General features: G+C 64.8%; 25 protein-coding genes, 1 tRNA gene and 1 pseudogene. 20 read left to right on the forward strand and 7 right to left on the reverse strand.

Going from position 1 to position 24,334, the window contains the following annotated elements; all coding sequences use genetic code 11:
- Positions 1 to 197: 197 nt before the first annotated feature.
- Both Aph01nite_RS32055 and Aph01nite_RS32060 read left to right on the forward strand, forming a co-directional pair.
- The gene (locus tag Aph01nite_RS32055) at positions 198 to 509 is read left to right on the forward strand and encodes a tyrosine-type recombinase/integrase (protein WP_204044785.1); all 312 of its coding nucleotides are present in this window, start codon (positions 198 to 200) and stop codon (positions 507 to 509) included.
- Between the two features lie 439 nt (positions 510 to 948).
- A complete protein-coding gene (locus Aph01nite_RS32060; RefSeq protein WP_204044786.1) occupies positions 949 to 1,449 on the forward strand; it encodes a DUF2199 domain-containing protein in 501 nt (166 codons plus the stop codon).
- Positions 1,450 to 1,605: 156 nt separating this feature from the next.
- Here Aph01nite_RS32060 and Aph01nite_RS32065 read toward each other — a convergent pair whose 3' ends face one another.
- Together Aph01nite_RS32065 and Aph01nite_RS32070 are read right to left on the reverse strand one after the other, a co-directional pair.
- Positions 1,606 to 2,091, reverse strand: a complete 486-nt coding sequence (locus tag Aph01nite_RS32065) for a hypothetical protein (RefSeq protein ID WP_204044787.1) — start codon at positions 2,089 to 2,091, stop codon at positions 1,606 to 1,608.
- 29 nt (positions 2,092 to 2,120) lie between these two features.
- Positions 2,121 to 2,447, reverse strand: a complete 327-nt coding sequence (locus tag Aph01nite_RS32070) for an Imm8 family immunity protein (RefSeq protein WP_204044788.1) — start codon at positions 2,445 to 2,447, stop codon at positions 2,121 to 2,123.
- A gap of 85 nt (positions 2,448 to 2,532) precedes the next feature.
- Between Aph01nite_RS32070 and Aph01nite_RS32075 the strand changes: the two genes are divergently transcribed.
- The 3 genes and pseudogenes from Aph01nite_RS32075 to Aph01nite_RS42740 form a co-directional block, all read left to right on the forward strand.
- Positions 2,533 to 3,132, forward strand: coding sequence for a dihydrofolate reductase family protein (locus Aph01nite_RS32075; RefSeq protein ID WP_204044789.1), 600 nt, complete (start codon positions 2,533 to 2,535; stop codon positions 3,130 to 3,132).
- A 42-nt stretch (positions 3,133 to 3,174) separates the two neighbouring features.
- Complete coding sequence (locus tag Aph01nite_RS42295; protein WP_204044790.1) at positions 3,175 to 3,294, forward strand: low temperature requirement protein A; 120 nt, start codon at positions 3,175 to 3,177, stop codon at positions 3,292 to 3,294.
- Between the two features lie 44 nt (positions 3,295 to 3,338).
- Positions 3,339 to 3,485: pseudogene (locus Aph01nite_RS42740) on the forward strand (hypothetical protein); the annotation flags it as partial.
- A 256-nt stretch (positions 3,486 to 3,741) separates the two neighbouring features.
- Here the strand turns inward: Aph01nite_RS42740 and Aph01nite_RS32090 are convergent.
- Positions 3,742 to 4,170: a low temperature requirement protein A gene (locus Aph01nite_RS32090; RefSeq protein ID WP_204044791.1), complete on the reverse strand. Its 429-nt coding sequence runs from the start codon at positions 4,168 to 4,170 to the stop codon at positions 3,742 to 3,744.
- A 951-nt stretch (positions 4,171 to 5,121) separates the two neighbouring features.
- Positions 5,122 to 5,454 (reverse strand): DUF6247 family protein, encoded by a 333-nt coding sequence (locus Aph01nite_RS32095; RefSeq protein WP_204044792.1) that lies wholly within the window; start codon positions 5,452 to 5,454, stop codon positions 5,122 to 5,124.
- Positions 5,455 to 5,730: 276 nt separating this feature from the next.
- Here Aph01nite_RS32095 and Aph01nite_RS32100 point away from each other — a divergent pair, with 276 nt between their 5' ends.
- The 9 genes from Aph01nite_RS32100 (at position 5,731) to Aph01nite_RS32140 (ending at position 16,530) form a co-directional block, all read left to right on the forward strand.
- Positions 5,731 to 5,961 (forward strand): CopG family transcriptional regulator, encoded by a 231-nt coding sequence (locus tag Aph01nite_RS32100; RefSeq protein WP_239162135.1) that lies wholly within the window; start codon positions 5,731 to 5,733, stop codon positions 5,959 to 5,961.
- 1,584 nt (positions 5,962 to 7,545) lie between these two features.
- The gene (locus Aph01nite_RS32105) at positions 7,546 to 8,037 is read left to right on the forward strand and encodes a hypothetical protein (RefSeq protein WP_204044793.1); all 492 of its coding nucleotides are present in this window, start codon (positions 7,546 to 7,548) and stop codon (positions 8,035 to 8,037) included.
- A 347-nt stretch (positions 8,038 to 8,384) separates the two neighbouring features.
- Positions 8,385 to 8,648, forward strand: a complete 264-nt coding sequence (locus Aph01nite_RS32110; RefSeq protein ID WP_204044794.1) for a CopG family transcriptional regulator — start codon at positions 8,385 to 8,387, stop codon at positions 8,646 to 8,648.
- Positions 8,645 to 9,058 carry a type II toxin-antitoxin system VapC family toxin gene (locus Aph01nite_RS32115; RefSeq protein WP_204044795.1) on the forward strand — a complete coding sequence of 138 codons (414 nt, stop codon included), beginning with the start codon at positions 8,645 to 8,647 and terminating at the stop codon, positions 9,056 to 9,058. Before Aph01nite_RS32110 ends, Aph01nite_RS32115 begins: the two co-directional genes overlap by 4 nt.
- A 512-nt stretch (positions 9,059 to 9,570) precedes the next feature.
- Complete coding sequence (locus Aph01nite_RS32120) at positions 9,571 to 12,432, forward strand: helix-turn-helix transcriptional regulator (RefSeq protein WP_239162136.1); 2,862 nt, start codon at positions 9,571 to 9,573, stop codon at positions 12,430 to 12,432.
- Between the two features lie 390 nt (positions 12,433 to 12,822).
- Positions 12,823 to 12,960 carry a hypothetical protein gene (locus tag Aph01nite_RS32125; protein WP_204044797.1) on the forward strand — a complete coding sequence of 46 codons (138 nt, stop codon included), beginning with the start codon at positions 12,823 to 12,825 and terminating at the stop codon, positions 12,958 to 12,960.
- A gap of 291 nt (positions 12,961 to 13,251) precedes the next feature.
- The gene (locus Aph01nite_RS32130; RefSeq protein ID WP_239162137.1) at positions 13,252 to 14,724 is read left to right on the forward strand and encodes an AAA family ATPase; all 1,473 of its coding nucleotides are present in this window, start codon (positions 13,252 to 13,254) and stop codon (positions 14,722 to 14,724) included.
- A gap of 132 nt (positions 14,725 to 14,856) precedes the next feature.
- Positions 14,857 to 15,969, forward strand: a complete 1,113-nt coding sequence (locus Aph01nite_RS32135) for an SEC-C metal-binding domain-containing protein (RefSeq protein ID WP_204044798.1) — start codon at positions 14,857 to 14,859, stop codon at positions 15,967 to 15,969.
- Positions 15,970 to 16,260: 291 nt separating this feature from the next.
- On the forward strand, positions 16,261 to 16,530 hold the full coding sequence (locus Aph01nite_RS32140; RefSeq protein ID WP_204044799.1) for a hypothetical protein: 270 nt from the start codon (positions 16,261 to 16,263) through the stop codon (positions 16,528 to 16,530).
- A 195-nt stretch (positions 16,531 to 16,725) separates the two neighbouring features.
- Here the strand turns inward: Aph01nite_RS32140 and Aph01nite_RS32145 are convergent, their stop codons facing one another.
- Positions 16,726 to 17,283, reverse strand: a complete 558-nt coding sequence (locus tag Aph01nite_RS32145; protein ID WP_204044800.1) for a DUF6461 domain-containing protein — start codon at positions 17,281 to 17,283, stop codon at positions 16,726 to 16,728.
- A gap of 451 nt (positions 17,284 to 17,734) precedes the next feature.
- Here Aph01nite_RS32145 and Aph01nite_RS32150 point away from each other — a divergent pair, with 451 nt between their 5' ends.
- On the forward strand, positions 17,735 to 18,142 hold the full coding sequence (locus Aph01nite_RS32150) for a hypothetical protein (RefSeq protein WP_204044801.1): 408 nt from the start codon (positions 17,735 to 17,737) through the stop codon (positions 18,140 to 18,142).
- 126 nt (positions 18,143 to 18,268) lie between these two features.
- Entirely contained in the window at positions 18,269 to 18,688 is a 420-nt protein-coding gene (locus Aph01nite_RS32155) for a tyrosine-type recombinase/integrase (protein ID WP_204044802.1), read from the forward strand.
- Positions 18,689 to 18,790: 102 nt separating this feature from the next.
- Here the strand turns inward: Aph01nite_RS32155 and Aph01nite_RS32160 are convergent.
- Positions 18,791 to 18,864: transfer RNA gene (locus Aph01nite_RS32160), tRNA-Gly, on the reverse strand.
- Between the two features lie 109 nt (positions 18,865 to 18,973).
- Between Aph01nite_RS32160 and dcd the strand changes: the two genes are divergently transcribed.
- From dcd to Aph01nite_RS32175, 3 genes are all read left to right on the forward strand, one after another.
- Positions 18,974 to 19,570, forward strand: a complete 597-nt coding sequence (gene dcd, locus Aph01nite_RS32165; protein WP_204044803.1) for a dCTP deaminase — start codon at positions 18,974 to 18,976, stop codon at positions 19,568 to 19,570.
- 175 nt (positions 19,571 to 19,745) lie between these two features.
- Positions 19,746 to 20,363, forward strand: a complete 618-nt coding sequence (locus Aph01nite_RS32170; protein WP_204044804.1) for a DUF47 domain-containing protein — start codon at positions 19,746 to 19,748, stop codon at positions 20,361 to 20,363.
- Positions 20,364 to 21,362: an inorganic phosphate transporter gene (locus Aph01nite_RS32175; protein WP_204044805.1), complete on the forward strand. Its 999-nt coding sequence runs from the start codon at positions 20,364 to 20,366 to the stop codon at positions 21,360 to 21,362.
- A 4-nt stretch (positions 21,363 to 21,366) separates the two neighbouring features.
- Here the strand turns inward: Aph01nite_RS32175 and mshD are convergent, their stop codons facing one another.
- On the reverse strand, positions 21,367 to 22,317 hold the full coding sequence (gene mshD / locus Aph01nite_RS32180) for a mycothiol synthase (protein WP_204044806.1): 951 nt from the start codon (positions 22,315 to 22,317) through the stop codon (positions 21,367 to 21,369).
- Between the two features lie 110 nt (positions 22,318 to 22,427).
- Between mshD and Aph01nite_RS32185 the strand changes: the two genes are divergently transcribed.
- Positions 22,428 to 24,167 (forward strand): bifunctional metallophosphatase/5'-nucleotidase, encoded by a 1,740-nt coding sequence (locus Aph01nite_RS32185; RefSeq protein ID WP_204044807.1) that lies wholly within the window; start codon positions 22,428 to 22,430, stop codon positions 24,165 to 24,167.
- Positions 24,168 to 24,334 lie beyond the last annotated feature (167 nt).

Raw genomic sequence — 24,334 nt, forward strand, 5'->3', positions numbered from 1 at the left:
GCCACTGACAGGGTGATCACCTAGGAGCTGGGGCCGCGGTCAGCAGAGCACCCTCGTCTCTGTCGTCACCCAGAGTTACTTTGCCCCGGGTGGCGTGGACCCGAGTGGGAGGCCTCCTGGCGCGCCCTGCTCTAAGGCTGCTCACCCGATATCGCCCAGCCATCGCTGAAAGCCATTGCTGACCGAACCGTGGCACCATGGCCTGGACCCTTCTGGTGTTTGCAGCCCCGCCATGCTGGGGCGAGAAGGCTGAACATGACTCCCTGGTCTTCCCCGGAACCAAGGGCGGGCCGATGCGGAGAAGCGGGTTCAACCGGACGTCGGCATGGCCTGAAGCGGTTTGGTTCATCGGCGTTCCGAATCCCCACTTTCACAATCTCCGCCATACGGGCAACATGTTCGCGGCGGAGTCCGGCGCTGGACTCAGGGACCTGATGGCCCGGATGGGTCACGACAGCATCCGTGCCGCGACCATCTATCAGCACGCCGTAGGTGGCGTCGCAAGATGATCACGGATGCCATCGACAGACACATCAAGGATCAGGACGACGACGGCACAAGCGGGATCTTGGTCCCCGCGCGCAATGGCCCGACGAGATCAACAAGCCTCATTAAAGATCAGAACCCAGGCTCCGAATCCATCGGATGGCCTGGGCTTACGCTTGTGGAGCGGGTGACGGGAATCGAACCCGCGCTGTCAGCTTGGGAATCGGTTACTGATCTTGGGGCCCTGAGCTGGGAACACAGGGCGCAGGTCACGGTGAGTCGGATACCGGTGCGTCTCCGTGAATGACCGTGGTTCCCCGCCTGTTCTGGCACGGATCTGGCACGCGTCGATCGCACTGACTAGCACTGACTAGGAGCGTCGGGCACTACCTCGACTGGTACACGCGGTCAGGCCGCTGGTCCGGTAATCCGCGCTGCGGTGACGTGAGTAGGGTCGCGGCTATGAGTCTGGAAGGTCGCTCGATAGTCGGTGACGTCTGTGCGGAATGTGGTGAGTCGCGGGATCGGCATGATCGGCAGGTCCGATTCCGTCTCCCGGATCCGGTGCTGGGACTTGATGAGGCTGAGCGGGAGGCCCTCACGTGGAGCACTGACGACATGATGCAGGTGCAGGGCTATGGCGCGTTCATCCGCTGCCTCCTGCCGGTGTCGTTGACGGGTGGCTATCGCGTTACCTTCGCTGTGTGGTTGAGCGTGCATCCGGATGTGTTGCAGAAGGCGTATGCGACCTGGTGGGAACCGGAGTACGCGACCTTGGAACTGCCCGGGGTACTGGCCAATGCGATCCCGCCGTGGGGAGATCAAGTCATGGCGGCCCCGGCGGAGGCGGTCGTTCAGGACCAAGGGCAACTGCCGTACATCACAGGTAGCCGGCATGCGGTCCTGTGGGATGTCCTTTGCCGGGAGTGGCCGCATACCGACGTGCTGTCCGGGCTGCCGTAGAGAAGGAGGAGACGGGGGAGCGGCCGAGCACGGCGCGCCGAGAATAGCCCTGAAGCCGCACTTACATCTTGCGGCGGATCACGTCCAGCGGAGTGGTGGCAGAGATCAACTTTCTCTCCTGGCCACGTTGCGGCATCCCCGCGACACGCTGTCAGCTCAGCCGTACAAAGACACTCGTTCGTCCTTGTGGTGATCGACTGTCTCCGTCAGGAACAAGTCGCGTTGCCACGGACCATGAGCGATGTTGACGGTCCACTGTTCGTAGTACCATTCGGTGCCGTAGCCGCTGAAACGGAAGTTGGCCCGGTAACGGGCACGTTCGCCCGGGCGGATCAAGAACACCCGGCCAGGGAAACGGCTTGTCGGGTGCGAGGCCCACACCGGGGTCCGCGCCACTTCAATGGCTCCTTCGGACAGCTTGAACCTCAGCCCGTGTAGTCGCGCCGGGAGAGCGTGGCCGCTTACGACGGAGTCCGGTACGTATCCCGTCCGTTCCGCCGCGAGGAGGTCGTGGACGACGAGCGGCTCGGCAGGCATCGGCGGCAACTCGAACGCCAGGGGAATCGTGCGCCGGCGCACGGCCGCGCCGGCGCCACGCGCTCGTTTACTCCACCGGGTCACGATCCGCTGCACAATCACCACGTTGGCTCCCTGGTCCCGTGGGACGAACGTCAGTCCTCGAATTCCGACTGCCCGATCCGGCCGATCTTTGCGGCGAGTTCGGTCCACGTCCGGGCCTCCATTACGCCGATACGGTCGTTCAACCAGCGAGTCACCTCAGCGGGACGCAACTCCGGAACGAAGAGCCAGTGTCGGCCGATGAGGAAAGGATGCCGGCGCAACTGCTCCGCGAGAGCCGAGGGGGTGCAGACGGTGAGCTGGAATCGCTCCTCGCCCGGCTCATTATGCGGGCCGGCGTATATCTCCAGGAGTTCGCAGGCGTGGCTGGGGTCGTCGATACCACGCCATTCGAGATCTGGCCAACGAAAGTCGATCACACGTGCCAACATCATCCAATGATCGCGCGTCTGCGTTGGGAGCCGGATACTTGGGCAGCCGGTGTCGGGATCACAGGAGGTCGAAATGGCTGCTTCGGTGCTCTATATGTCGATGTCGCTGGACGGGTACATCGCGGGGCCGAACGACGGGCAGGACAACGTCGGTGGCGACGGCTTCATCCGGCTGCATGAATGGGGCCTCACGCCGGACGGGGAGCGGCATCGGATGGATGGGGCGGCTGGGCGGTTCAACGACGAATACCATGCGACCGGTGCGGTCGTCGTGGGACGGCGGACGGCGGAACAAGTCGATCACTGGGGTGGCGATCACCACGGCCGCGGCGTGCCGATCTTCGTGCTCAGTAGTCGCCCGCCTGGCCCGTCCGTTGCCAACTATCCGCTGGTGACCTATGTGGCAGAAGGGATCGAGAGCGCGATGGCGCGGGCGAAGGCCGCCGCCGGTGACCGGGACGTGATGGTGCATGGCGCGTACACGGCTCAGCGGGCACTGCGAGCCGGGATGCTGGACGAGTTGCAGATCCACATGATCCCGGTGCTGTTCGGTGGCGGTCGCCGGCTTTTCGACGTGCTGCCGTCCCGTCTCGAACTGGACATCGTGCGGGTGGTCGACACGCCGGAGGCGACCCACATCCGTTACCGGGTCATCCCCTCGGTCGGTCAGTGATTCGCATTGGCGTGCACCGCCCACACCAATACTTTGCAGGTCATGGCTGAGCAGGAGACTCCGGAGCGGCACGCCAGCTGGCTTGAGCTGTTCTATGACCTGATCATCGTGGTCGCGGTCGCCCAGCTGGCGCACGTGCTCCAGCCCAGCCCGGCCACCTGATCGCGATCGCCGACGCGGGACTGTTCATCGTCCTGTACTACGCGGTGTGGAGCGTCTGGACCAGTTTCACCCTCTACGCCAACGTGGCCGGTGACCGTACCCGCCGCCGGTCCATGCTGATCGCCAGGTTCGGCACCGCGGGGATGGCCGCCGCCATCCCCGAAGCCGCCGGAGACCGGGCGCGCGTGTTCGCCATCGCGTATTTGGCCTGCCGGGTCCTCGCCACCCACACCTGGAGCGGGACCGGTACCTTCTCGGCGCCTGGCCCGCCGCCTCGTACGGTGCCGTCTGGTCCCCTGGATGATCTCGATCTGGGTGCCGGGCCGGTACTGGCTCTGGAGTTTCGGCGTGGTGGCCGACATCGTCATCTCGTACCTGCAGAGCCGCCACCCCGGAGCGGCGCCTGGCCGTGCTGCGCAGCGTGGCCCAGCACCAGCAGATGCGCGCCTACACGCAGGGCCGGGCGCCCCGGCGGATCACGCTCCCGGCCGGGGCCCGGCTCAACATCCCGCAGAGGGTCCACCGCACGGCGGTCGCGAGGTGGCCGTCGGCGTGTTCGGCCAGGGCGCCCAGGACGGGGGCGGTGGCCGCGACTCCGGCGGTCATCGCGAATGGGCGGGCAGCGTTGATCCGGGCCACCGACCCGCCGACACCGGGCACGGCGGCGGAGCCGTACCCTAGGGTCAGCCACCACAGACAGACCAGCAGGCCGAAACTGGACAGCGCGGCGACGCTGAAGGCGCGGGTCCAGCCGATCTCCTCCGCCGCCACCACGACCTGCAGGACGGCCTCGCCGAGCACGTTGATCACGAGCAGGCCGAGCCGTTCGCCCATGGCGACGCCGGCGGCGGTGCCCCATGGGTTGTTGGAGAGCATGATGCAGCGTCAGATTCGCCTCCAGCAACCCGGGCAAGGTCGATGGCGGCCGAGCCGAACATACTGATCTCCGTCACACCGGCGGCTGAGTCGGGCGCTGGTCTCAAGGACCTCATGGCGCGGATGGGGCATGACAATATCCGTGCAGCGATGATCTATCAGCACGCCCGTACGCGGTGCGGACAAGGTCATCGCGGCGACTATCGACAAGCACCTGATCGGCCACGATCAGGCTCGCGAAGACGACAAGGATGATCCGCCCGGGCTGCTGGTACCCGCTGGGTGATCCATAAGGCTAATGGCAAGTTAATGGCACGCAGAGATCAAATAGCCCTAACAAGATCAAAGTCTAGGCACCGAATCCATCGGATGACCTGGGCTTACACACGTGGAGCGGGTGACGGGAATCGAACCCGCGCTGTCAGCTCGGGAATCATCTGCTGATCTTGGTGCTCTGAGCTGGGGAAAAGAGGGTGCAGGTCAGGCAGGGTCCGGTAACTGTGCGTCCTCGTGATTGACCGTGGTTCCCCGTCCGTTCCGGCACGTATCCGGCTCGAGATCGGCAGGCCTGGCCGCCGCTGCCTGAGCATGTGCTCGCATTCCTTGGCGTGGTCGCGAAGGAGAATCGCCAGATGTTCGACTTGGGATGCCAGGCTTGGGCGGAGTGGATGAGCGGTCTGTTGGTGGTTGTGGCGAGTGTGAGCGCTTACGGCCACTCAACGCGGACTAGATAGACTTCGCGCTGCCGGTCCAGACCACGTAGGTGGCGAGACCACGTTCTCCGAACGGGTGCGTAAGCATGTTCGCTCTGGGGTTCCTGGAGTCGTATGGCTTGCCGCTCCAAGGAGCGGTCTACCGGAGTGCGAAGAGCTCCGTGAGGGGCCGCAACGCGTGATCAGGCAGCGCGGCGATCTGTTCCTCGGCTACGGGATCGATTATGAGCCTGAACACCTAGACGTCGATCCCGCGGGCGCCAAGGATCTCCCGCCACGGCCGCCCCTGGGGAACGGGCTCGCCGGCCAGAGCCTGCCGGGCTCGGACGTGCATCTGGCGACGCCCCTCGGGATCCTTCGCGGTGTCACAGGCGGAGATCCACCAACGGTGCACGAAAGTGTGTAGCGCCCCAAGATCCAGGCTGACCTTGACCTCGTCGAGTACGGCCTTCAATCCGGCGTCAAAAGCCTCGCGATCTTCCGGAACGATCAGCGCGGCACGGATGGCTCGCAGGTTCTTCTCAGGTGGACCTGCACCGACAGAGATGAAGTCGTGCGGTTGTGCGCTCATGCCGTGCTCCCTTCTATGGCCCAAGACTACAGAGAGGGGGCGACAACCTTCAGGCACAGGCGAGAAGCCAGACCTGTGCGGCGCGAAGCCAGCAGGTGACCGGATCCGTTGGGAAGATCGGGCTTCCACTTCAAGCGGCCACATGGCCCTCATGCCAGCACGACGATCACCCCAGAGCCTCCATCAGACTCGGACTGCTTCGGTTTGCGAAGATGTAGGAGAATAAGCGACGGGATAGAGAGCATGGCCGAGCCTACTGGTTAGTATTCGATCACCATGCCGCGCGACATCGCGGAGGCCACTCGGCCCCGGAGCGGCCCTTCGGGCCTGTCCGCCTACGTTGCCGCCGCCGTCGCCCGCCAGATCGAGCGCGACAACCTCAGCGAACGCATCCAGGTCGCCGAGGCCGAGCACGGCCCCATCACCGATGATGAGGTCCAGGCGCTACGCGACCAACTCCACCAGGCCCGGCGGGAACAGGCCCACCGTGTAGCGGGCGCCGCGTGACCCGTTCCCCCCTGGCGGCACCCTGGTCCTCGACAGCGAGAGACTGGCCAAGGCCGTCCAGCGCGACCGCGCGGTCACCGCCTGGCTCGCCCTCGCCGACGACCTCCGCGTCATCGCATCCGCCGCCACCCTCGTCGAAGTGGTCCACTCCCGCATCAACCGGCCGGCCCTGGAGTGGGGGCTGTCCCGCCTGGTCGTCGAAGCGGTCACCGAGCCGATCGCCGCCACGCCGCCGCACTTCTGTCCGACACCGTCCTGCACGGGCACAAGTACGCCATTGATGCAATGCTCAGCGCCACCGCCCTCGCCGCCCCCGACCCAGTCACGGTTCTCACTCCGACCCTGAGGATCTCGCCGCCCTGTGCGGCGGACGCGTCGTCATCATCAAGGTCTGAACTGCCCGGAGGGATTGCACGGCTCCAGAAACGATCAAGGCTCAGGATTGAAATCCATGTCCCGACCTGGGCCTTCGCGTATGGAGCGGGTGACGGGAACCGAACCCGCACTGTCAGCGTGGGAACTGCTCCGATCACAGCATGTGAGGCCGTTGACCTGAGCCTCGGACTGGTTCTGAGTGACCGTGGTTGCCCCCTCGTCACCCTGTCTGATTGCAGGCCAATTTCACGATGATCAAGATGGAGCCGTGGAGGAATACCAGCGAGTTCTGATCGGACGGATGGTCGAGCGACTGGATGCGTACGCCTCAGGTGAGGTTGCTCTGTCTAAGCTGATTCAAGATCTTCGGGGGTTGTTCGACGTCTCTGATCCTCGGGAGCGGAGCATTCGGGATTCGTTCGAAGAGTTGTGGGCCGATCTCGATGCGGAGTGTGAGCTTAGGACGGAGCTGTGGGCTCCGCCTGGGTTGGCTGATGATGCTCACTTACGCCGGACGATCGACGCCCTGCGCTCATGGGCTCAGCGCGTAGCTGCGGGAGACCCGCCGACGTCGTTCACGACCCAAGGCACCTGAGCGCGCCCAGCCGCGGAGCCTTCGGATTGCCCCCGAGCATTGGCAATGACCGGAACACGGGCAACTTGTTCGCGGCCGAGTCTGGCGCTGGCTTTAAGGATCTGATGGCGCGGATGGGTTACGACAACATCAGGGACGTGATGATCTATCAGCACGCGGTGAAGGGCGCCGATAGGTCGAGGCGCATCAGCGGTATTGACGACGAGGGCTCAGCAGGGATCTTGGTCCCGGCGGGCCAATCGCACATCAATTGCACGGAAGATCGAAAAGGCTCTAAAAACGATCAAGGTCCGGGTCCCGAAATCATAAGTGACCTGGGCCTTCTATGTTGGAGCGGGTGACGGGAATCGAACCCGCGCTGTCAGCTCGGGAATCGTCTACTGACCTTGCTGCCCTGAGCGGGGGAAAACGGGGGTGCAGGTCAGGGCGGGTCGAGTGACTGTGATTCCCGTGAGTGACCGTGGTTCCCCGCCTGTTCTGGCATGCATCTGGCACGGGAAGCTAGCTCGTCGTCCATCACTTGACGGCAGCCTGGTTGCGCTGCCGCTGATAGCCGATCTTGTCGGTGGCGGAGTCTATGCTTCCTGCCCATGGCCAGAGATGAGACTCCTGTCGTGCAGATCAAGCAGATGGATGTGGAGGTGGATTACAGCCAGGCTTATCTCGTGGACGAGGGGTGTGACGCGTACGGCCAGTTTGATGATGTGCCGAGCCACCCTGTGGGGATCATCCGAGTGGAGAAAGGCAGTGCCCTCCTGATTGTGGGCCCTCAGTGGGGAACGGTGGAGTTCACGGTGGCTGTCGCCGATCGGGATCCGGGTGCTGACCTCGATGGCTACGAAGACATCGTCGAGATCGGCTACGAGTCCCCATCGGGCCGGCTTTCGCTGCAGGAGTGGGGAGGGGGGAGGACGCATCCTCTTCCTCCGCTGCCCGCCGGTCCCGGAACATATCGTTTGCGATACCACATCAGAGGAATGGACGAAGAGAACTGGGTCGAACCAGGTGATCACTACTTCCTGCAGATCTGGCCTGAGCCGCCACGCTATCCCGCCGTGCTTAAATCAACGAGTTCGTCCTTTCAATGCTGGCTGAACCCTGAATGATCCAGTCAAGTTGGCGTGGAATAGAGTGACCTGCATTATCAGCTTGGGAATCATCTGCTGATCTTGGGGTCCTGAGCTGGGAAGACAGGGGTGCAGGCCAGGGCGGGTCGACTGCCGTACGTCCCCGTGAATGACCTTGGCTTCCCGCCTGTTCTGGCAGGGATCTGGCACGGAAGGGCTTGCCGCTCATCGTTTGGAAGCGGCAGATTGCCGAGACGCTCGGATCTCCGAGAGAGGATCGAGAGGACAAAGCTTGGTGTAGCAGGAGCAGAGTTCGCAATCCCCTGACACGGGCTCCTACCGGACGGGTCGATAGCCGCAGGAGTATAAGAGGTAGGATAGGGAGCATGAGTGAGCCTACTGGCAAGTATTCGATCACCATGCCGCGTGACATCGCGGAGGCGGCCCGGTCCCGGAGCGGCCCTTCGGGCCTGTCCGCCTATGTCGCCGCTGCCGTCGCCCGCCAGATCGAGCGCGACAACCTCAGCGAACTCATCCAGGTCGCTGAGGCTGAGCACGGCCCCATCACCGAGGACGAGGTCCAGGCAATGCGCGACCAGCTCCAGCAGGCCCGGCAGGGACAGGCCCACGGCGGAGCGGACGCCGTGTGACCCGTTCCCCCGCCACCCCCGGCGGCACTCTGGTCCTCGACAGCGAAGGACTGGCCAAAGCCGTCCTGCGTGATCGTACGGTCACCGCATGGCTCGCTCTCGCCCGTGCAGATGACCTTCGGGTCATTACCTCTGCCGCCACCCTCGTCGAAGTGGTCCATCCCCGCATCAACCGGCCGGCCCTGGAGTGGACGCTTTCCCGCCTTGTCGTCGAGCCGGTCACTGAACCGATCGCCCGTCATGCCGCCACACTTCTTTCCAATGCAGGCTTGCACGGGCACAAGTGCGCCATTGATGCAATGCTTAGCGCCACCGCCCTCGCTGCCCCCGGACCGGTCACGGTTCTCACCTCCGACCCTGAGGACCTTGCCATTCTGTGTGGCGGACGTGTCATCGTCATCAAGGTCTGAGCTGCGCGCGAAGACGACGAGCATGACGGAGCGGTGGGAGCACTGTTCCCAGCGGGCTGATCGACCATGTGGTTGGGAGCGGGTGACGGGAATCGAACCCACGCTGTCAGTTTGGGAAGTCTCTCAACATCATGCCGGGTGACCTGCGCGTATGCCTGTCGAGTGACCGGGAGTACCCGTGATTCCCCGCTGCTGGCCGACCGTATGGGCACCCCGGCAATCCATCCATTGGCGGGGCTGTGCCCGCACGCGGTGTGCCGGTTGCCGTCGCCCGACACGTTCGTAGTGGGTGGGCTAAATCCTGTTTTGGCGAACATTTGAGATAAAATATTGGCTCCAACGACGATGTCGCATTAGCAGGAGCGTAAGGAGGGTAAATCCGGGGAAATGTCTTGCATTCGCGAGCGAGTGACGGCTTTTTCCTGAAGATGACGTCACGAAGGCGGAGAAACCGCAGGCCTCCCTCCGATCATGCACTTGACGCAGCTAACGCCTGGGTAGTTCCATGCATTATGGGTTGTTCATCCCATTGTGCCCACGAAGCTGCTGATGAGTTCGATTTCTGTCGGTCGTCCTGGCCTGGTTGGCGTGGCCGCGCATGGGAATGGGAGCTTGTCGTCGGATTGCTGACGGCGGCCAAGGTAGGCCGGGGCGGGGTCCTCCTGGTCGAAGGCCGATCCGGCGTCGGAAAGAGCCGCTTGCTCGACATAGCCGCAACCGCGGCAGCGAGGGCGGGGCTAGAAGTCGCCCAAGGAGCGGCGGACGAACTGACCCAGCTGATACCGCTGGCCCCGCTGACATCGGCGCTGGGCGAGCAGGGCCGCGCGCTTCCCGCGGACGATCACATGAACCTCTCCGGTCCGACCGATCGGCGACTACTGCTGGTGGAACAGCTGCAGGGACCGTTGGAGCAGCGGGTGGCTCAGGAACCGATGCTCCTGACGTTGGATGACCTGCACTGGGCCGATCCGATCACTTTGCTGGCGCTGCGGTCGATGACCAGAGATCTCGCCTCCTATCCGCTCGTCTGGATGCTGTCTCGCACCAGCGGCAGCGGCGACGGCCCCCACCTCGACTATCTGTTCAACGTGCTGGAACGTGACGGCGCGATCCGGATCACGCTGCAGGCGCTGGACGAGCGAGCAGTGGCGGACGTCGTCACCGACGTCCTGGGCGCAGCGCCCGAGCCGGACGTACTGGCCCTGGCCGACATCGTGGACGGCAATCCCTTCCTGCTCGTCGATCTCCTCGACAAGCTCAACAGCGAGGGCGTCTTCCACATCGCCGAGGGTCACGCACGGATGGTTTCGGCGCGGCTACCGCAGGCCCAGGCGGTCACGCAAAAACGCCTGGAGGAATTGTCCACACCAATCAGGCATCTGCTGCAGAGCGCCGGAATCTTGGGCCGCTCATTCTCGGTGAAGGATCTGGCCGAAATGCTCAGCGAATCAACCAGTGCGCTGTTGCCGATGCTGGAGGGGGCGATGGCGGCCGGCATCGTCGAACCCGCAGGAGACCAGCTCACCTTCCGGCACGACCTACTGTGGCAGGCGGTGGTCGAGACCATCCCCGCCCCCGTACGCCGGGCCCTGCACCACGACGCGGCGGAGATGCTGCTCAAACGAGGCGGGTCGGCCGTTCCCGCCGCCGCGCATCTGATTCACAGTGCCAGCCGCGGTGATGACTCCGCACTCCTCGGACTGGACCGAGCGGCGCGGGAGGTGCTGCGATCCTCACCACAGACCGCCGCCGACCTCGCCCTGCGGGCGCTTGAACTCAGCGGCTCCACCGACCCCGACTGGTTCGGTCGCGCCTCCACGGCGGTCGACGCCCTGACGGTCATCGGACGGCTGTCCGAAGCGGCCGATCTTGCCCGCGCCGCACTGGCCAGGGCCCCGGCGTGCCACGCCCCTCGCCTGCGGTGCGCGCTGGCGCACATCCTGCTGCTGAGCGGCCGACCGGCGGATGCGATATCCGAGGCCGAAAGCCTGCTCGCCCAGAATGAGCTGCCCGAGGACCTTCGCGGCTTCGCCGAATGGACGATGTTCTGGGGGCTCTTCTGGCTGAAAGACTTCCGGAAAGGACGGCATCGGGCGGAAGCCGTTCTGGCCGACCGTGAGCGGCACGCCGATGCCGCCGTCGTGGGAGCTCTGCTGCTGCTCGCTCGGTTGGCCGTGGTCGAGGGGCGGATCGGCGACTCGTACGCGCATCTTCGCGAAGCCCTGCACGTCACCGAGCACGGCACCGTTGAAGCCATCCACCGCCCGTACGCGCGCCTGATACTGAGCCTCCACCACAGTGCCGTGCGTGAGTTCGACGCGGCCGACATCGCCATCCAGGCCGCCGAGGAGGAAATCAACGACCTCGGGCTGACCGTGCTCGCCGCACAGCCCGCGTTGTTCCGCTCCGTTCTGAATCTGGGCGTGGGTCGACTTGATGACGCCGCCGCCGAGGCCCAGGCCGGGAAAATGATCGCCGAGGAGCTGGGCACACACGGGTTCATCCGCGTCGCGCTGTCCATACTCGCGGTCATCGCCCTGCGGCAGGGCGACATCGACGCCGCGGTCGGGCATATCGAACGCTTCCAGTCCATCCACGCCGCGCCCGAGATGCGATTCGGATCGGTGTGGGAGAAGTGGGTGATGGCGGCGGTGGCCGAGGCCCAAGGTGATCCCGGACGGGCGGTCGACGTACTCCACGCCATCTACACCAACGAGGAGGAGCGGCGCTGGGCACTCCTCACGACGCCTCTCACGGCCGCCTGGATGACCCGGCTGGCGCTGGCCGCAGCGAACCGTCCGTATGCGCAGGCCATCGTTGACACGGCCGAGTTCCTGGCCCGGAACAACCCGGACTTTCCCGTCTTCGCCATCACGTTCGCCCATGCCCGCGGCATTTTCCACCAGGACCCCGGCGCGTTGGCCGCCGCCGTTGATCAGCCCGAACCGTGGGCACGCGCCTCGGCCGCCGAAGACCTCGGCGTCTTGTGGGCCGGCGCTTCCGGCGCCGATGCCTCCGCGAAGGCCGTCGAGAGCTTGGTTGAAGCGCTCGACGGCTTCGAGCGCATGGGTGCGCTCTGGGACGTGGCCCGGGTGCGGGCCCGGCTGCGGGCGCTGGGTGTGCGGCGCCGTCACTGGGTTCAATCACAGCGGCCGTCTTCCGGATGGGACAGCCTCACCGACACGGAACGCGCGGTGGCCGGCCTGATCGCCCGGGGGATGACCAACCGTCAAGCCGCCGAGCGGATGTTCCTCTCCCACCACACGGTGTCCACCCATCTTCGCCGGATGTTCGGCAAACTCGGCATCGCATCCCGTGCCGAACTGGCCCGCATCGTCGCCGAAGAATGCCCTGAGCTCATCAAGGGCTCCTAAGCTCGGGAGTCGGTTACTGCAGCGCCGTTCTTATGACCTTGGCCTGCGCGTGGCCACCTCTGAACCACCGCGATGGAATCAGAGGCGCAGGTCAGGGCGGGTCAGTTGACCGTACGTCCACGCGAGCTCAACGTCTCACGGCCATACTTCATTGGCCTATTGGAGGCAGGGCCATCGATACCGCTGAGCGAACTGGGCCAGGATTTGGGACTGTAGTCACGCCATTTGTCGCGATCTACGACGCCAATGCCTTGTATGGCAACACGCAACGGGATCTGTTGATCCGGCTCGCCCAATCCGGCTAGGTCCAGGCCAAGTGGACACAAGGGGTTGGCGCCACGGGCAAGAAGGAACGCCGTCACATCCACGTTGTGGAGGTTCACCAGTCTGATGGTGTCCGTCGATCTCCACGTCGATGGCGTGATGAAGCAGGGATCATCCCTCTATCTCGGCGTCCTGAACATCCTGACCCTTATCGAGGAGGTCGCGAAGCGGAGGTTAAAGCCCGGCTCCGAATCCATCGGATGACCTGGGCTTTCGCATGTGGAGCGGGTGACGGGAATCGAACCCGCGCTGTCAGCTTGGGAATCGGATACCGATCTTGCCGCCCTGAGCTGGGAACGTTGATGCAGGTCAGAGTGGGCCGATTGACCGTGAGCCCCCGTGGGTGACCTCGGTTGCCCATCTGTTCTGGCACGGATCTGGCACGGAAGGCGCTCGTCGTGCGTGGTTTGGCCGCAGTCCGATGGCGATGTCGGCGGCCTGCTCCTTTTAGGAGTACACTTTTAAGGACTGTACTCCTAATAATTGAGGATCAAGATGGCGTTGCCGCGGCCGTCGGACATGTTCGACCGTGACTGGGAGTGGGAACAGCTCTCGCGGTTCGTCGCCAACGATGCCCAGGGCGCCACCCTCGGCGTGGTCTCCGGACGACGTCGGCAGGGCAAGACGTTCCTGCTGGAGGCCGTCTGCGAGGTGACCGGTGGCTTCTATTACGCCGCGACCGAGGCCGTGCCCAGGGCGGAAGCACTGCGCCAACTGGGGGAGGCCGTCTCCGCTTTCGCCGGGATGCCGGGGCGGGTCAGGTTCGAAAGCTGGGAGGAGGCGATCGACGGCCTGCTCTCCCTGGGCGCTGAGCGGACCATCCCCGTCGTCTTGGACGAGTTCCCTTACCTGGTACGCGACGCCAAGGACCTGCCGTCGGTCATCCAGAAAGCACTGTCGCCACGCCGCGAGCAGCGGGGTGCGTCCAGGTCACGGCTACTGCTGTGCGGGTCGTCGATCTCCTTCATGGGCGGCCTGCTCTCCGGTCAAGCGCCCCTACGCGGGCGGGCCGGGCTGGAACTGGTCGTGCCCACCTTCAACTTCCGGCTGGCCGCCGAGTTCTGGGGCTTGGCGGCCGAGCCCCGCCTGGCGGCCCTGGTCTATTTCATCGTCGGCGGTACCCCCGCCTACCGCACCGAGTATCTGGCCGGCATCGCCCCGGCGAGCCTGGCCGACTTCGACCGCTGGGTGGTCGAGTACGTTCTCAACCCGGCCAGTCCGCTTTTCCGCGAGGTACGCTTCCTGCTCGCCGAGGACCCTGCACTACGCGACACCGGCCTGTATCACACGGTCTTGGCTGCGGTCGCCGAGGGCAACGCGACCCGCAGTGGTATCGCGGGCAGAATCGAGCGCAAAGCCGTCGACATCTCCCATCATCTGACCGTGCTGGAGGACGCTGGCCTCCTGGTGGCCGACCCCGACGCCTTTCGCCGCAACCGCTCCGAATACCGGATCACCGAACCGCTGGTGCGCTTCTATCACGCGATCATGCGCCCTTACTGGGCGCAGTTGGAACGGGTGCGGCAGGGGCGTACCGAGCGGATCTGGCGTGCCGCCCAACCGCGCTTCCGCAGCAACGTGGCGGGGCCGGTGTACGAGCGAATGTGCCGGGTGTGGTGCGAGGACTTCGCGTCCGAGGAGACGCTTGGCGATCTAGCCGGAAGGGTGCAGTCCGGAGTCGTTCATGACGCCACCACCCGCGCGGGCCACGAGGTGGACGTTGCTGTCCGTGGCCCTGACGGCACCCTACTGGCCATTGGGGAGGCCAAGTGGGGGGATGTTGTGGGGCTCGGGCACTTGGAGCGGCTGGAGCGGGTGGCGGCGCTACTCGCGGCCAGGGGCGAGGCGCCGGGGCGGCTGCTGCTGTTCAGCGGGATGGGGTTCATGCCGGCGTTGCAGGAATCAGCGGCGCGCAGCGGCGGGCGGGTGCAACTGGTGGGACTGGAGCGCTTGTACACGGGTTCGTGACCGCGCTCGGGCCGGTTGAGATCCGAGGCGGAGATCGCGGAATTGGATGGCGGCGGATTCGGAGTAGCGCACCGATTCTGGCCGCAGCGGTGGCCTTAGGCGGCCAGGGGCTGTATGGGGCATGCTGGTGACGTGACGGAGCCTGACATCGCGTCCGCACTAGGTAGGGCGCGCCTGCAACGGGTCGCGGAGGGAATGTCGCTGTTGCGGGCGATGGCGGAGAAACTGCCGCGGGAAGCGAGTTGGGTGCTTCATCTGCCGGTTCCTCTCCAATCCAAAGAGCCGCGTGCGGCGGATCAGGAACTGACCAGACTGTTGCCCTCCACCGGGACTTGGTTCTCTGGCGTCCGCTACGACAAAGAGGGGAACCGCAGCGGCTTGGCGACACCCTTTCTGCAGCTCCCCGAACCGTATTCCCTGGAAGGGATAGCCGCTCAGCTCACCGCGCTGGATGTGCACGGCCGTACGGGGGCCTGGTGGCTGACCCACGTATGGCGGGGCGTGCAACTCGCCGACGCGGCGGAGAGCGCTTTACGCGTCTGGCAGATCCTTCCCGCGGCCGCGTGCGCCCGGTCTCTTCTCGAAGGGGCAGCCGCATTCTCCTGTGAGTCCGGTGACATGATCGGCGACTGGGACGCGTTCAAGCGCGAAGGGACGCCCACCGTCGAAACGATCCGGAACTTCGCTGAATCCTTCGGGCAGCGGCTCGCGAGAGTCCAGTTCGGAAGCCGTCTCGATGAGTCAGTGGAAACCAAGCCGCCGATTCAGAGCACCAACGCGATCACCTACGTGCGGCGCCTGGCGAAGAAGCGCCCGAACGACACGATCTACGACGCGTATGAGTGGCTCTGCGACGCTGTTCATCCCAGCTTCGGCGGCATGACGGTGTTCGTGGCCAATCAAGCGCAGCACTTCACACGTACGCATCATTTGACCCAGATTGCCTGGAATCCGCTGACGCACCCGTCCTACGAACCGGTAATCGAGCCCACAGTTGCCATCGCCGCCGCGGACACGATCGCGGTTGCCGCCGACGAGATCACCGCACGGAGTGCCGAGATGAAATGGCTGATCGACGACATCGGCCTCACCACCAAGGTGGCCTTCACCTCCCGGCTGCCTGACCATGTCGGAGCTAATCCGGAGCCTCGGCGCAACGACCGCTGTCCGTGCGGGTCGGGACGCAAATACAAGGCATGCGGACTTCACCGCTGGGGTGAGTCGGGTAGGCCCCCGCTGAACTGAATCGCAGCGGCGACTTGAGCACTGGTCTCAAAAGACCTCAAGTGCGATGAGCACGACTAAGCCGCATGGCGAGACAAGATCAAGACTCACGCCCCGAACCGGCCGCGTGGTGGGGTACACCGCCGTCCTGCACCCAGACTGCCGGTATCGGGCTTAGCGCTTCTGGCGAGCTTGTGGTGGCTGAGGTCTGAAGTGGACCGGGATCGGTGGAGGCTCTGATGTTCGCGCGGGGTCCGGAGCCGGTCTCAATGACCTGATGGCGCGCATGGTCACGTCAACATCTGCGCGGCCATGATCTACCAGCACGCCGTACGGGGTGCGGACAAGTCGATCACTGACGCGATCGACCGGCACATCAGCAGTGGCGATGACGAGGACGACGAGGGCACAGCCGGGGTCCTGGTCCCCATCGCGTACTGCACGTTAATTGCACGGAAGATCGAAAAAGCTCCAGAAACGATCAAGGCCAGGGTCGAGAATTGTCCTCTGACCTGGGCCTTCGTCATTGGCGCGGGTGACGGGAATCGAACCCGCGCTGTCAGCTTGGGAATCATCTGCTGACCTTGCTGCCCTGAGCTGGGAAAACGGGGGTGCAGGTCAGGGCGGGTCGACTGCCGGTGCGTCCCCGTGAATGACCGTGGTTCCCCGCCTGTTCTGGCACGGATCTGGCACGCATCGATTGCCCCTGACCAGGAGCGTCGTGCGCTACCTCGACTGGGACACGCGATCACGACGCTGACGATCAGGGCCATGACCTCACCAGGAAGGGTACAGATGGTCGGTCGAAGCGGTCAGTGTGGGTCTGGCGTACTGGCTGCGTGAGAGGCGTACGCCGGTGGTCCGTGAGGCCAAGGCGAGGGCGCTGGAGATGAGGTTGACGGCGTATTCGTCGTCATCTGGGTATAGCCCGAGCTCGCGTACGTCGGTGAGGAATCTGTCAGGGTCGTTGCCCTCGCGGAACCGGTAGCTGTACAGGCTGAACGTGGTGATCAGTTGCTCGTTGACCTCGTGGGTGAAGTCCGCGCCGTTGATGTCGGCGAAGACAGTGGCCACAGCCGTGCCCAGGGAGAGCGGTTCCGCCACGTTGGTTACGTACTTGGTCGCCCATCCGCTCTCGGCTAGTACGGTTCCGCCCTCGGCCGTGTAGGCAGCGACCCCGTATTCTCCTGATGTGCCCGGGGTGACCTTGATCCGTCGCAGAGCGTCCGCAGGGGACAGGCCCCGCACGAGGTTGATGCACAGAACGGTGGTGCCGACACCGTCGGTCCATGCGTCATGGAGCCAGGCGTAATCTCCTGCGGTCGCGCCGCTCAATGAACATCTCCCGGTGATCGCTCGGACGAGGCGATCTTACAGAAAGGTCCGACAAGCAGGGGACTGCCCAGCTGAAGGGCAAGATCTAAGTGGAATGGGCACGTAACTGACACAGAAGATCCTCCCCTGGACTGATCTTCCCGTCAGCTTCGGCCCACCGCGAAGCGGCAGCGGGTCGGGGACGGAGGGTCAGGCCCGTCTTCGCGTGTCCCTTAGCCGGTAGCTGTTCCTCGCCCATTGGACGCCAACGATCACAGACGGGCTTGAGCCGGAGGAGTCGATCTGCTGGGCTCTGTCTGGGACGTGGCAGGCGGGACGATCAGGCCCACCCCAGCCACCTACGGCTCCCAGGTTTTACAATCGCGATCATCCCGGAGCCGAGGTCCCCGCCGGAGGCATGGGTTATCACGGTATTGATCGCTTCGCCGCCGTAGGTCTAGGGTGCCCGATTGTGGCAGAGCTTCTGGCTGATCAGACGGCATCGCCCATGGGATCCACCTCGGCGAGAGGCGCGGTGGGTTGTGCGGTGTTGTTTATCTCGGTCGTGACCTGGGGGATTGCCTTACTCGGCATGATGGTCGTGGTGTGGAATCTTTGGTTCGATGAGTGCGGCCTTGATCCATACACGGAGTATGAAACGGCGGCATGCGCTCCGCTGGAAACCTGGTCGAGCATCACGTTGGTCGCGTGGCTTGCGTCCCCGCTTGGTTGGCTGGCGTCGGGGGTGTTCCTGTGGTGGTCTCCTGCGCATTTCGTTCGTAGTCGGCGGATGGCGTTGTGGGCCATGCCCGCCTTTCCGGCTGGGGTCGTCGCCATCGTGATCTCGATCTATGCGCTCTATGGGCCTTTACTTCCGTGATCTGGCAGCGGCCGACAACTCGTGCGGCCTGGTGGCGGCGGGCCTGTGGTCGGCGCGTGCGTTGGGTACGGCGGGGGCCGGCTACGGCGATGCCCGCGGCCGCCCAAGTCCAAGGCGGGCAAGCGCATGGTCGGCATTCCGCAGGCGATCCTTCCCGCTCTGCGCGAACACCTTCAGGTCTACGTGAAGCCGGAAGCCGATGCCCTGGTCTTCGCGGGCCTCAAAGGCGGTCCGATGCGGCGTAGCGGCTTCAACAAGGTGAGCGCCTGGATGGAAGTTGTCCGGGCAATCGGTGCATCGGACCTGCACCTTCATGATCTCCGTCGCACCGGCAACATGATCGCGGCTGAGTCGGGCGCTGGTCTCAAGGACCTAATGGCACGGATGGGGCATGACAACGTCCGTGCGGCAATGATCTATCAGCATGCCGTACGCGGCGCCGACAAAGTCATCACGGCGGCCATCGACAAGCACTTGATCGGCCACGATCCGGCTCGCGAAGACGATGAGGATGATCCGCCCGGGGCGCTGGTTCCCACTGGGTGATCCACAGGCTAATGGCACGTTAATGGCACGCGGAGATCAACTAGCCCCTACAAGATCAAAGCCCAGGCTCCGAATCCATCGGATGACCTGGGCTTACACACGTGGAGCGGGTGACGGGAATCGAACCCGCGCTGTCAGCTTGGGAAGCTGATGTTCTGCCATTGAACTACACCCGCGTAGGCGTCTTGGGAGACGACTGCGATCCAACTGTAGCGGATCCCGCGCCTGAGTGGTGCGCTCATGGGTGGCAGGGCGTGGGGAGGTCCTGGCCGGTAGAGTCGCACGGTGTTGCTTTCTGATCGTGACCTTCGTGCTGAGATCGAGTCGGGGCGGGTGAAGCTCGACCCGTACGACCCGGGGATGATTCAGCCGTCGAGTGTGGATGTCCGGCTGGACCGGTATTTCCGGGTGTTTGAGAACCATCGGTATCCCCACATCGATCCGGCGGTGGAGCAACCGGATCTGACGCGGCTGGTGGAGCCTGACGGGGATGAGGCGTTCATCCTGCATCCGGGGGAGTTCGTGCTGGCGAGCACGTACGAGGTGATCAGTCTGCCGGATGACATCGCGAGCCGGCTGGAGGGGAAGAGCAGTCTCGGCAGGCTGGGGCTGTTGACGCATTCGACGGCGGGGTTCATCGATCCGGGGTTCGAAGGGCATGTGACGCTGGAGTTGTCGAACGTGGCGACGTTGCCGATCAAGCTGTGGCCGGGGATGAAGATCGGGCAGTTGTGTATGTTCCGGTTGAGTTCGCCGGCGGACTTCCCGTACGGGAGCGCCAAGTACGGGTCGCGGTATCAGGGTCAGCGGGGGCCGACGCCGAGCCGGTCTTTCATGAGCTTCCACCGGACCAAGATTGAACGCGGGATGAACCCCCTGTGAACTGCCCCAAGTCGTCCGCTAGTCTCGGATACGCCTCACGTGTCAGCACGAGGCTACAGGGCAACCCCAAGGGTAAGAGTTCGTGACATCTAGGTATGCGCACCCTTAAGTTCGCATTCCACCTGGTTGCCCGTACTCTTCTCTGCGGACCGTCCCCGCACATCTGGAGATCGACGTGCGCCTGCGTCTCACACCCCGTGAGGACAGCTACTACGACTTGTTCGCCGACTCGGCGAACAACCTAGTCACCGCATCCCGGCTGCTGGTAGAGATCATCAGCGACGGCTCGGACAGGGATGCCCTGGCCGAGAAGATGCGCGCCTGCGAACACGCGGGCGACGAGCGTACTCACGCAATCATGAACCGGCTTAACGAGAGCTTCATCACGCCGTTCGATCGTGAGGACATTTATCGGCTCGCGTCGAATCTCGACGACGTGATGGACTTCATGGAGGCCGCGGCCGACCTCATCGTGCTGTATCAGATCGATCATCTGCCGAAGGAGGTCGTGCGGCAGGTCGAGGTTCTTGAGCGGGCTGCCGAGCTGACCGCCGAGGCGATGCCGCGGCTGCGGTCGATGGCGAACCTCAACGAGTACTGGATCGAGATCAACCGCTTGGAGAACCAGGCCGACCAGGTGTATCGGCGGCTGCTGGCCAAGCTCTTCGGCGGTGAGTACGACGCGCTGACCGTGCTGAAGATGAAAGAGGTCATCGATCAGCTGGAGTCGGCGGCGGACGCGTTCGAGAGTGTCGCGAACACGGTCGAGTCGATCGCGGTCAAGGAAAGCTAAGTGGAGCTTGCACTCGTCATCGGGGTTGTGGTAATCGCCCTGGTGTTCGACTATACGAACGGTTTCCACGACGCCGCGAACGCCATCGCGACCTCGGTGTCGACGCGGGCCCTGACGCCGCGGGCGGCGTTGCTCATGGCCGCGGTGATGAACTTCATCGGCGCCCATCTGGGCACGCAGGTCGCCTCGACCGTCGGCAAGGGCATCATCGATCCGCCGGAGGGCGCGCACGGGCTGGTCATCGTGGGCGCCGGCCTGGTCGGAGCGATCACCTGGAACCTCATCACCTGGTATTTCGGCTTACCGTCGTCGAGCAGTCACGCGCTGATCGGCGGGTTGATCGGATCCGCGCTGGTGGCCAGCGTCACGGTGCACTGGGACGGGGTGATGGAGAAGGTCGTCATCCCCATGATCCTGTCGCCGCTGGTCGGTTTCACGCTGGCCGCCGTGATCATGATCGCGATTTTGTGGATCTTCCGCAAGAGCAATCCGCGGAAGACGGGCAAGGGTTTCCGGTATGCGCAGACCGTGTCGGCCGCCGCGATGGCGCTCGGGCACGGGCTGCAGGACGCGCAGAAGACGATGGGCGTCATCTTCCTCGCCCTGGTCGTGGGCGGATACGCGAACAACGGCGAGGAGATCCCGCAGTGGGTCATCCTGGCCGCCGCGGGGGCGATCTCGCTCGGCACGTACGCCGGTGGGTGGCGGATCATGCGTACCCTCGGGCGCCGGATCATCGCGCTCGACCCGGCCCGGGGCTTCGCGGCCGAGTCCGCCGCCGCGACGGTCCTGTACACGGCGGCGATCGGGTTCGGCGCGCCGATCTCGACCACGCACACCATCACCAGCGCGATCATGGGCGTGGGCTCGACGAAGCGCCTGTCGGCGGTTCGCTGGGGGGTGGCGGGCAACATCGTGACCGCGTGGGTGCTGACGATTCCGGCGTCCGCCTTCGTCGCCGCGCTCTGCTACTTCGCGCTCCACTGGGCGGTGGAGTAGGGCCTCACGCCCGCTCGGCGTACATGACGTCGGTGTCCCAGCGGCTGAAGCCCAGGGATTCGTACAGTCTGATGGCGGCCTGGTTCTCCTCGTCCACGTAGAGCATGACCTGGGAGAGGCCGCGGGCGCGGAGGTGGGCCAGGCCGGCGAGCGTGAGCGCCTTGCCGAGGCCGGTGCCCTGCTCGGAGGGGTCGACGCCGACCACGTACACCTCGCCGATGGCGTCGTGCCCGTGGCCGTCGGCCCCGTGGACCTTCGTCCAGTGGAAGCCCGCCAGTCGCGATTCACGGAATGCTAGGAAAAATCCGGATGGGTCGAACCAGGGTTCCTTCTCGCGCTGGTCGAGGTCGTCGAGGGTCCACGCGCCCTGCTCGGGATGGTGGGCGAACGCCCGCCCGTTGACCGCGATCCAGGCCGCCTCGTCCTGTCCCGGCGCGAAAGTCCGCACCTGTACGCCCTCCGGGACCACGGCCGAGGGCAGCGGTGCGAACAGCGACCGCCGCATCTGCCACAACGACCGCACCCGGGCGAACCCGGCGGAAGCCGCCAGCCTGGACGCACCCGGATGATCGCCGTGCGCCCACAGGCGCAGCCTGCCCCCGCCCGGAAACGCCGGCAGATCCTTCTCCGCCGCGTTCCTGATGCTCTCGGTCAGTACGGCATCGAGCAGGCGACGCCCGAAGCCGCGCCGCCGGTACGCCGGGGTGATCACCAGTTCCCCGCTGGGGCCCGCCACGGGATCGGTCGGATCAAGGTGAGCGAATCCGGCCAGGGACTCGTCCGCGTACAGAAGAAAGGATTTCGCTCCGGTATCGCCGCCATATCGGAGGTGGAGCATCACGTGCTCATTGAGCGGGCGGACGCCGTCGCTTTCCGTCGCCTCCGCGACCAAACTCAGGACGGAGGTCACCTCATCGTCACTCAGTTGTTCCCTGATCACCACGTGCGCGTTCATGATTCGCACTCTACGGGTCCAGTATTGGCAAATCCCGCCAGGGAGGGGTCCCGCGAATCGTTACCTTTGAGACATAGGACGGCTAGATGGGTTCTCTACGCTCAGTGAACATGACCCCTGCTTCACTCAAACGACTCGCTGTGGCCACGGCCGCCCTGGCGGGTGCGTTAACGCTCGTGATCACCCCCGCGGGCGCGAATGCCACGCATCAGGCGAAAGCCAAGGACAAAGACGAGCTCATCCCGATCCGGGTGCTGACGATCAACGACTTGCACGGCAACCTGGAGCCCCCGACCGGGTCGAGCGGTCGTATCGCCGACGAGACGGGGACCATCGTCGACGGTGTCGGCGGCGCCGCCTACCTCGCCACCTACGTCAAGCAGTTCAAGAACCGGGACACCGTCCTGGTCGCGGCCGGCGACCTGATCGGCGCCAGCCCGCTGATCTCCGCCGCCTACCACGACGAGCCGACCGTCCAGTTCCTGGACAGCCTGGAACTCGCCACCTCCAGCGCCGGCAACCACGAGTTCGACGAGGGCTTCGACGAGCTCGAGCGCATCATGAAGGGCAAGTGCCACCCGGTCGACGGGTGCTCGCCCGCCGGCAAGTGGAAGGGCTCCGACTTCGAGTTCATCGCCGCCAACGTCATCGAGACGAAGAAGAACAAGACCGCGCTGGCGCCGTACTACGTCGAGCGGATCAACGGAGAGAAGGTCGCCTTCATCGGCCTGGTCACCCAGACCACGCCGTCGATTGTGACCGCGTCCGGCATCGAGGGCCTGGAGTTCACCGAGGAGGTCGCCGCGGCGAACGAGACCTCCCGGCTGCTCAGGCAGAAGGGCATCAAGGCGCAGGTCGTCCTCGTGCACGAGGGTGACCAGGTCACGCCGAACCAGAGCCCGGACGCCTGCCCGATCCTGCCCGGCCTCGGGACGCGCATCGTGAACGGGCTCGACGCCGAGGTTGACCTGATCATCAGTGGGCACTCGCACCAGGCGTACATCTGCAAGGCTCCGGACTCGAACGGGCAAATGCGGTACTACACGCAGGGTTCCTCGTTCGGGCGGGTGCTGACCCAGATCGACTTCCAGATCGACAAGGCGACCGGCGACATCGTGCGGTCCTCGGTGGTCGCGGACAACCACGTCGTTCGGCGGACGGTCACGCCCGACCCGGCGACTGTCGCGTTCATCGATCTGTGGAGGTCGCGGACCGCCGGGGTGGCCAACAGGCCGATCGGCAGCATCACCGGGGATTTGCCCAACGTGGCTTCTCCGTCCGGGGAGGTTCCGCTGGGGAACCTGATCGCGGATGCTCAGCTGGAGGGGACCAGGACCGGGGGCAACGCGCAGATCGCGTTGATGAACCCGGGTGGTATCCGGCAGGGGATCACGTACGCGGGGTCGCCCGCCGGTGAGGGGGACGGTGTCGTCACCTACGGCGAGGCGTTCGCGGTGCAGCCGTTCAACAACCTCATGCAGGTGGTCACGTTGACGGGCGCTCAGTTGAAGACCCTGCTGGAGCAGCAGTGGGTGGGCGGTCCGAACAACCAGGCGTTCACCAAGATTCTGCAGCCGTCGTCGAACTTCACGTACACCTACAGTGCGAGTGGTGCCTGGGGGTCGCGGGTTTCGAACATGAGGATCGACGGGGTTCCGGTTACGGACACGCAGAGCATTCGGGTTGCGGCCAACAACTTCCTGGTCGGTGGTGGGGACGCGTTCCTGGCGTTCCGGGATGGGACCGATCTGTGGAGTGGGCCGCTCGACATCGACGCGTTCGCGGCTTACCTGGGGGCGCACTCGCCGGTGACGCCTCCGACGCCCAACCACATCACGGTGATTCCGTAGGTCTCTGACCCGTTTCCGGTACGGCCAAAGGCGTCCTTGCCGGGAACGGGTCTTCTTTTTGAACGAACGGTGGTTCTCCCCACCCGCCCACCCTTTTTGCCGCTGCGCGGCGGGCTGGCGGTGAACGGTGGTTCGCCGCCCCCGGAGGGGCAAGAGGGTGGGTGGGT

It is taken from the genome of Acrocarpospora phusangensis (genome assembly GCF_016862995.1).
GTDB lineage: Bacteria > Actinomycetota > Actinomycetes > Streptosporangiales > Streptosporangiaceae > Acrocarpospora > Acrocarpospora phusangensis.

Excerpts from the sequence above, each read along its gene's own strand:
- Aph01nite_RS32055 (WP_204044785.1), top strand. The coding sequence starts at position 198 with ATGGCCTGGACCCTTCTGGTGTTTGCAGCCCCGCCATGCTGGGGCGAG.
- Aph01nite_RS32060 (WP_204044786.1), top strand. The coding sequence starts at position 949 with ATGAGTCTGGAAGGTCGCTCGATAGTCGGTGACGTCTGTGCGGAATGT.
- Aph01nite_RS32075 (WP_204044789.1), top strand. The coding sequence starts at position 2,533 with ATGGCTGCTTCGGTGCTCTATATGTCGATGTCGCTGGACGGGTACATC.
- Aph01nite_RS42295 (WP_204044790.1), top strand. The coding sequence starts at position 3,175 with ATGGCTGAGCAGGAGACTCCGGAGCGGCACGCCAGCTGGCTTGAGCTG.
- Aph01nite_RS32090 (WP_204044791.1), bottom strand. The coding sequence starts at position 4,170 with ATGCTCTCCAACAACCCATGGGGCACCGCCGCCGGCGTCGCCATGGGC.
- Aph01nite_RS32095 (WP_204044792.1), bottom strand. The coding sequence starts at position 5,454 with ATGAGCGCACAACCGCACGACTTCATCTCTGTCGGTGCAGGTCCACCT.
- Aph01nite_RS32100 (WP_239162135.1), top strand. The coding sequence starts at position 5,731 with ATGCCGCGCGACATCGCGGAGGCCACTCGGCCCCGGAGCGGCCCTTCG.
- Aph01nite_RS32110 (WP_204044794.1), top strand. The coding sequence starts at position 8,385 with ATGAGTGAGCCTACTGGCAAGTATTCGATCACCATGCCGCGTGACATC.
- Aph01nite_RS32120 (WP_239162136.1), top strand. The coding sequence starts at position 9,571 with ATGGGTTGTTCATCCCATTGTGCCCACGAAGCTGCTGATGAGTTCGAT.
- Aph01nite_RS32125 (WP_204044797.1), top strand. The coding sequence starts at position 12,823 with ATGGTGTCCGTCGATCTCCACGTCGATGGCGTGATGAAGCAGGGATCA.
- Aph01nite_RS32130 (WP_239162137.1), top strand. The coding sequence starts at position 13,252 with ATGGCGTTGCCGCGGCCGTCGGACATGTTCGACCGTGACTGGGAGTGG.
- Aph01nite_RS32140 (WP_204044799.1), top strand. The coding sequence starts at position 16,261 with ATGATCTACCAGCACGCCGTACGGGGTGCGGACAAGTCGATCACTGAC.
- Aph01nite_RS32155 (WP_204044802.1), top strand. The coding sequence starts at position 18,269 with ATGGTCGGCATTCCGCAGGCGATCCTTCCCGCTCTGCGCGAACACCTT.
- mshD (WP_204044806.1), bottom strand. The coding sequence starts at position 22,317 with ATGAACGCGCACGTGGTGATCAGGGAACAACTGAGTGACGATGAGGTG.
- Aph01nite_RS32185 (WP_204044807.1), top strand. The coding sequence starts at position 22,428 with ATGACCCCTGCTTCACTCAAACGACTCGCTGTGGCCACGGCCGCCCTG.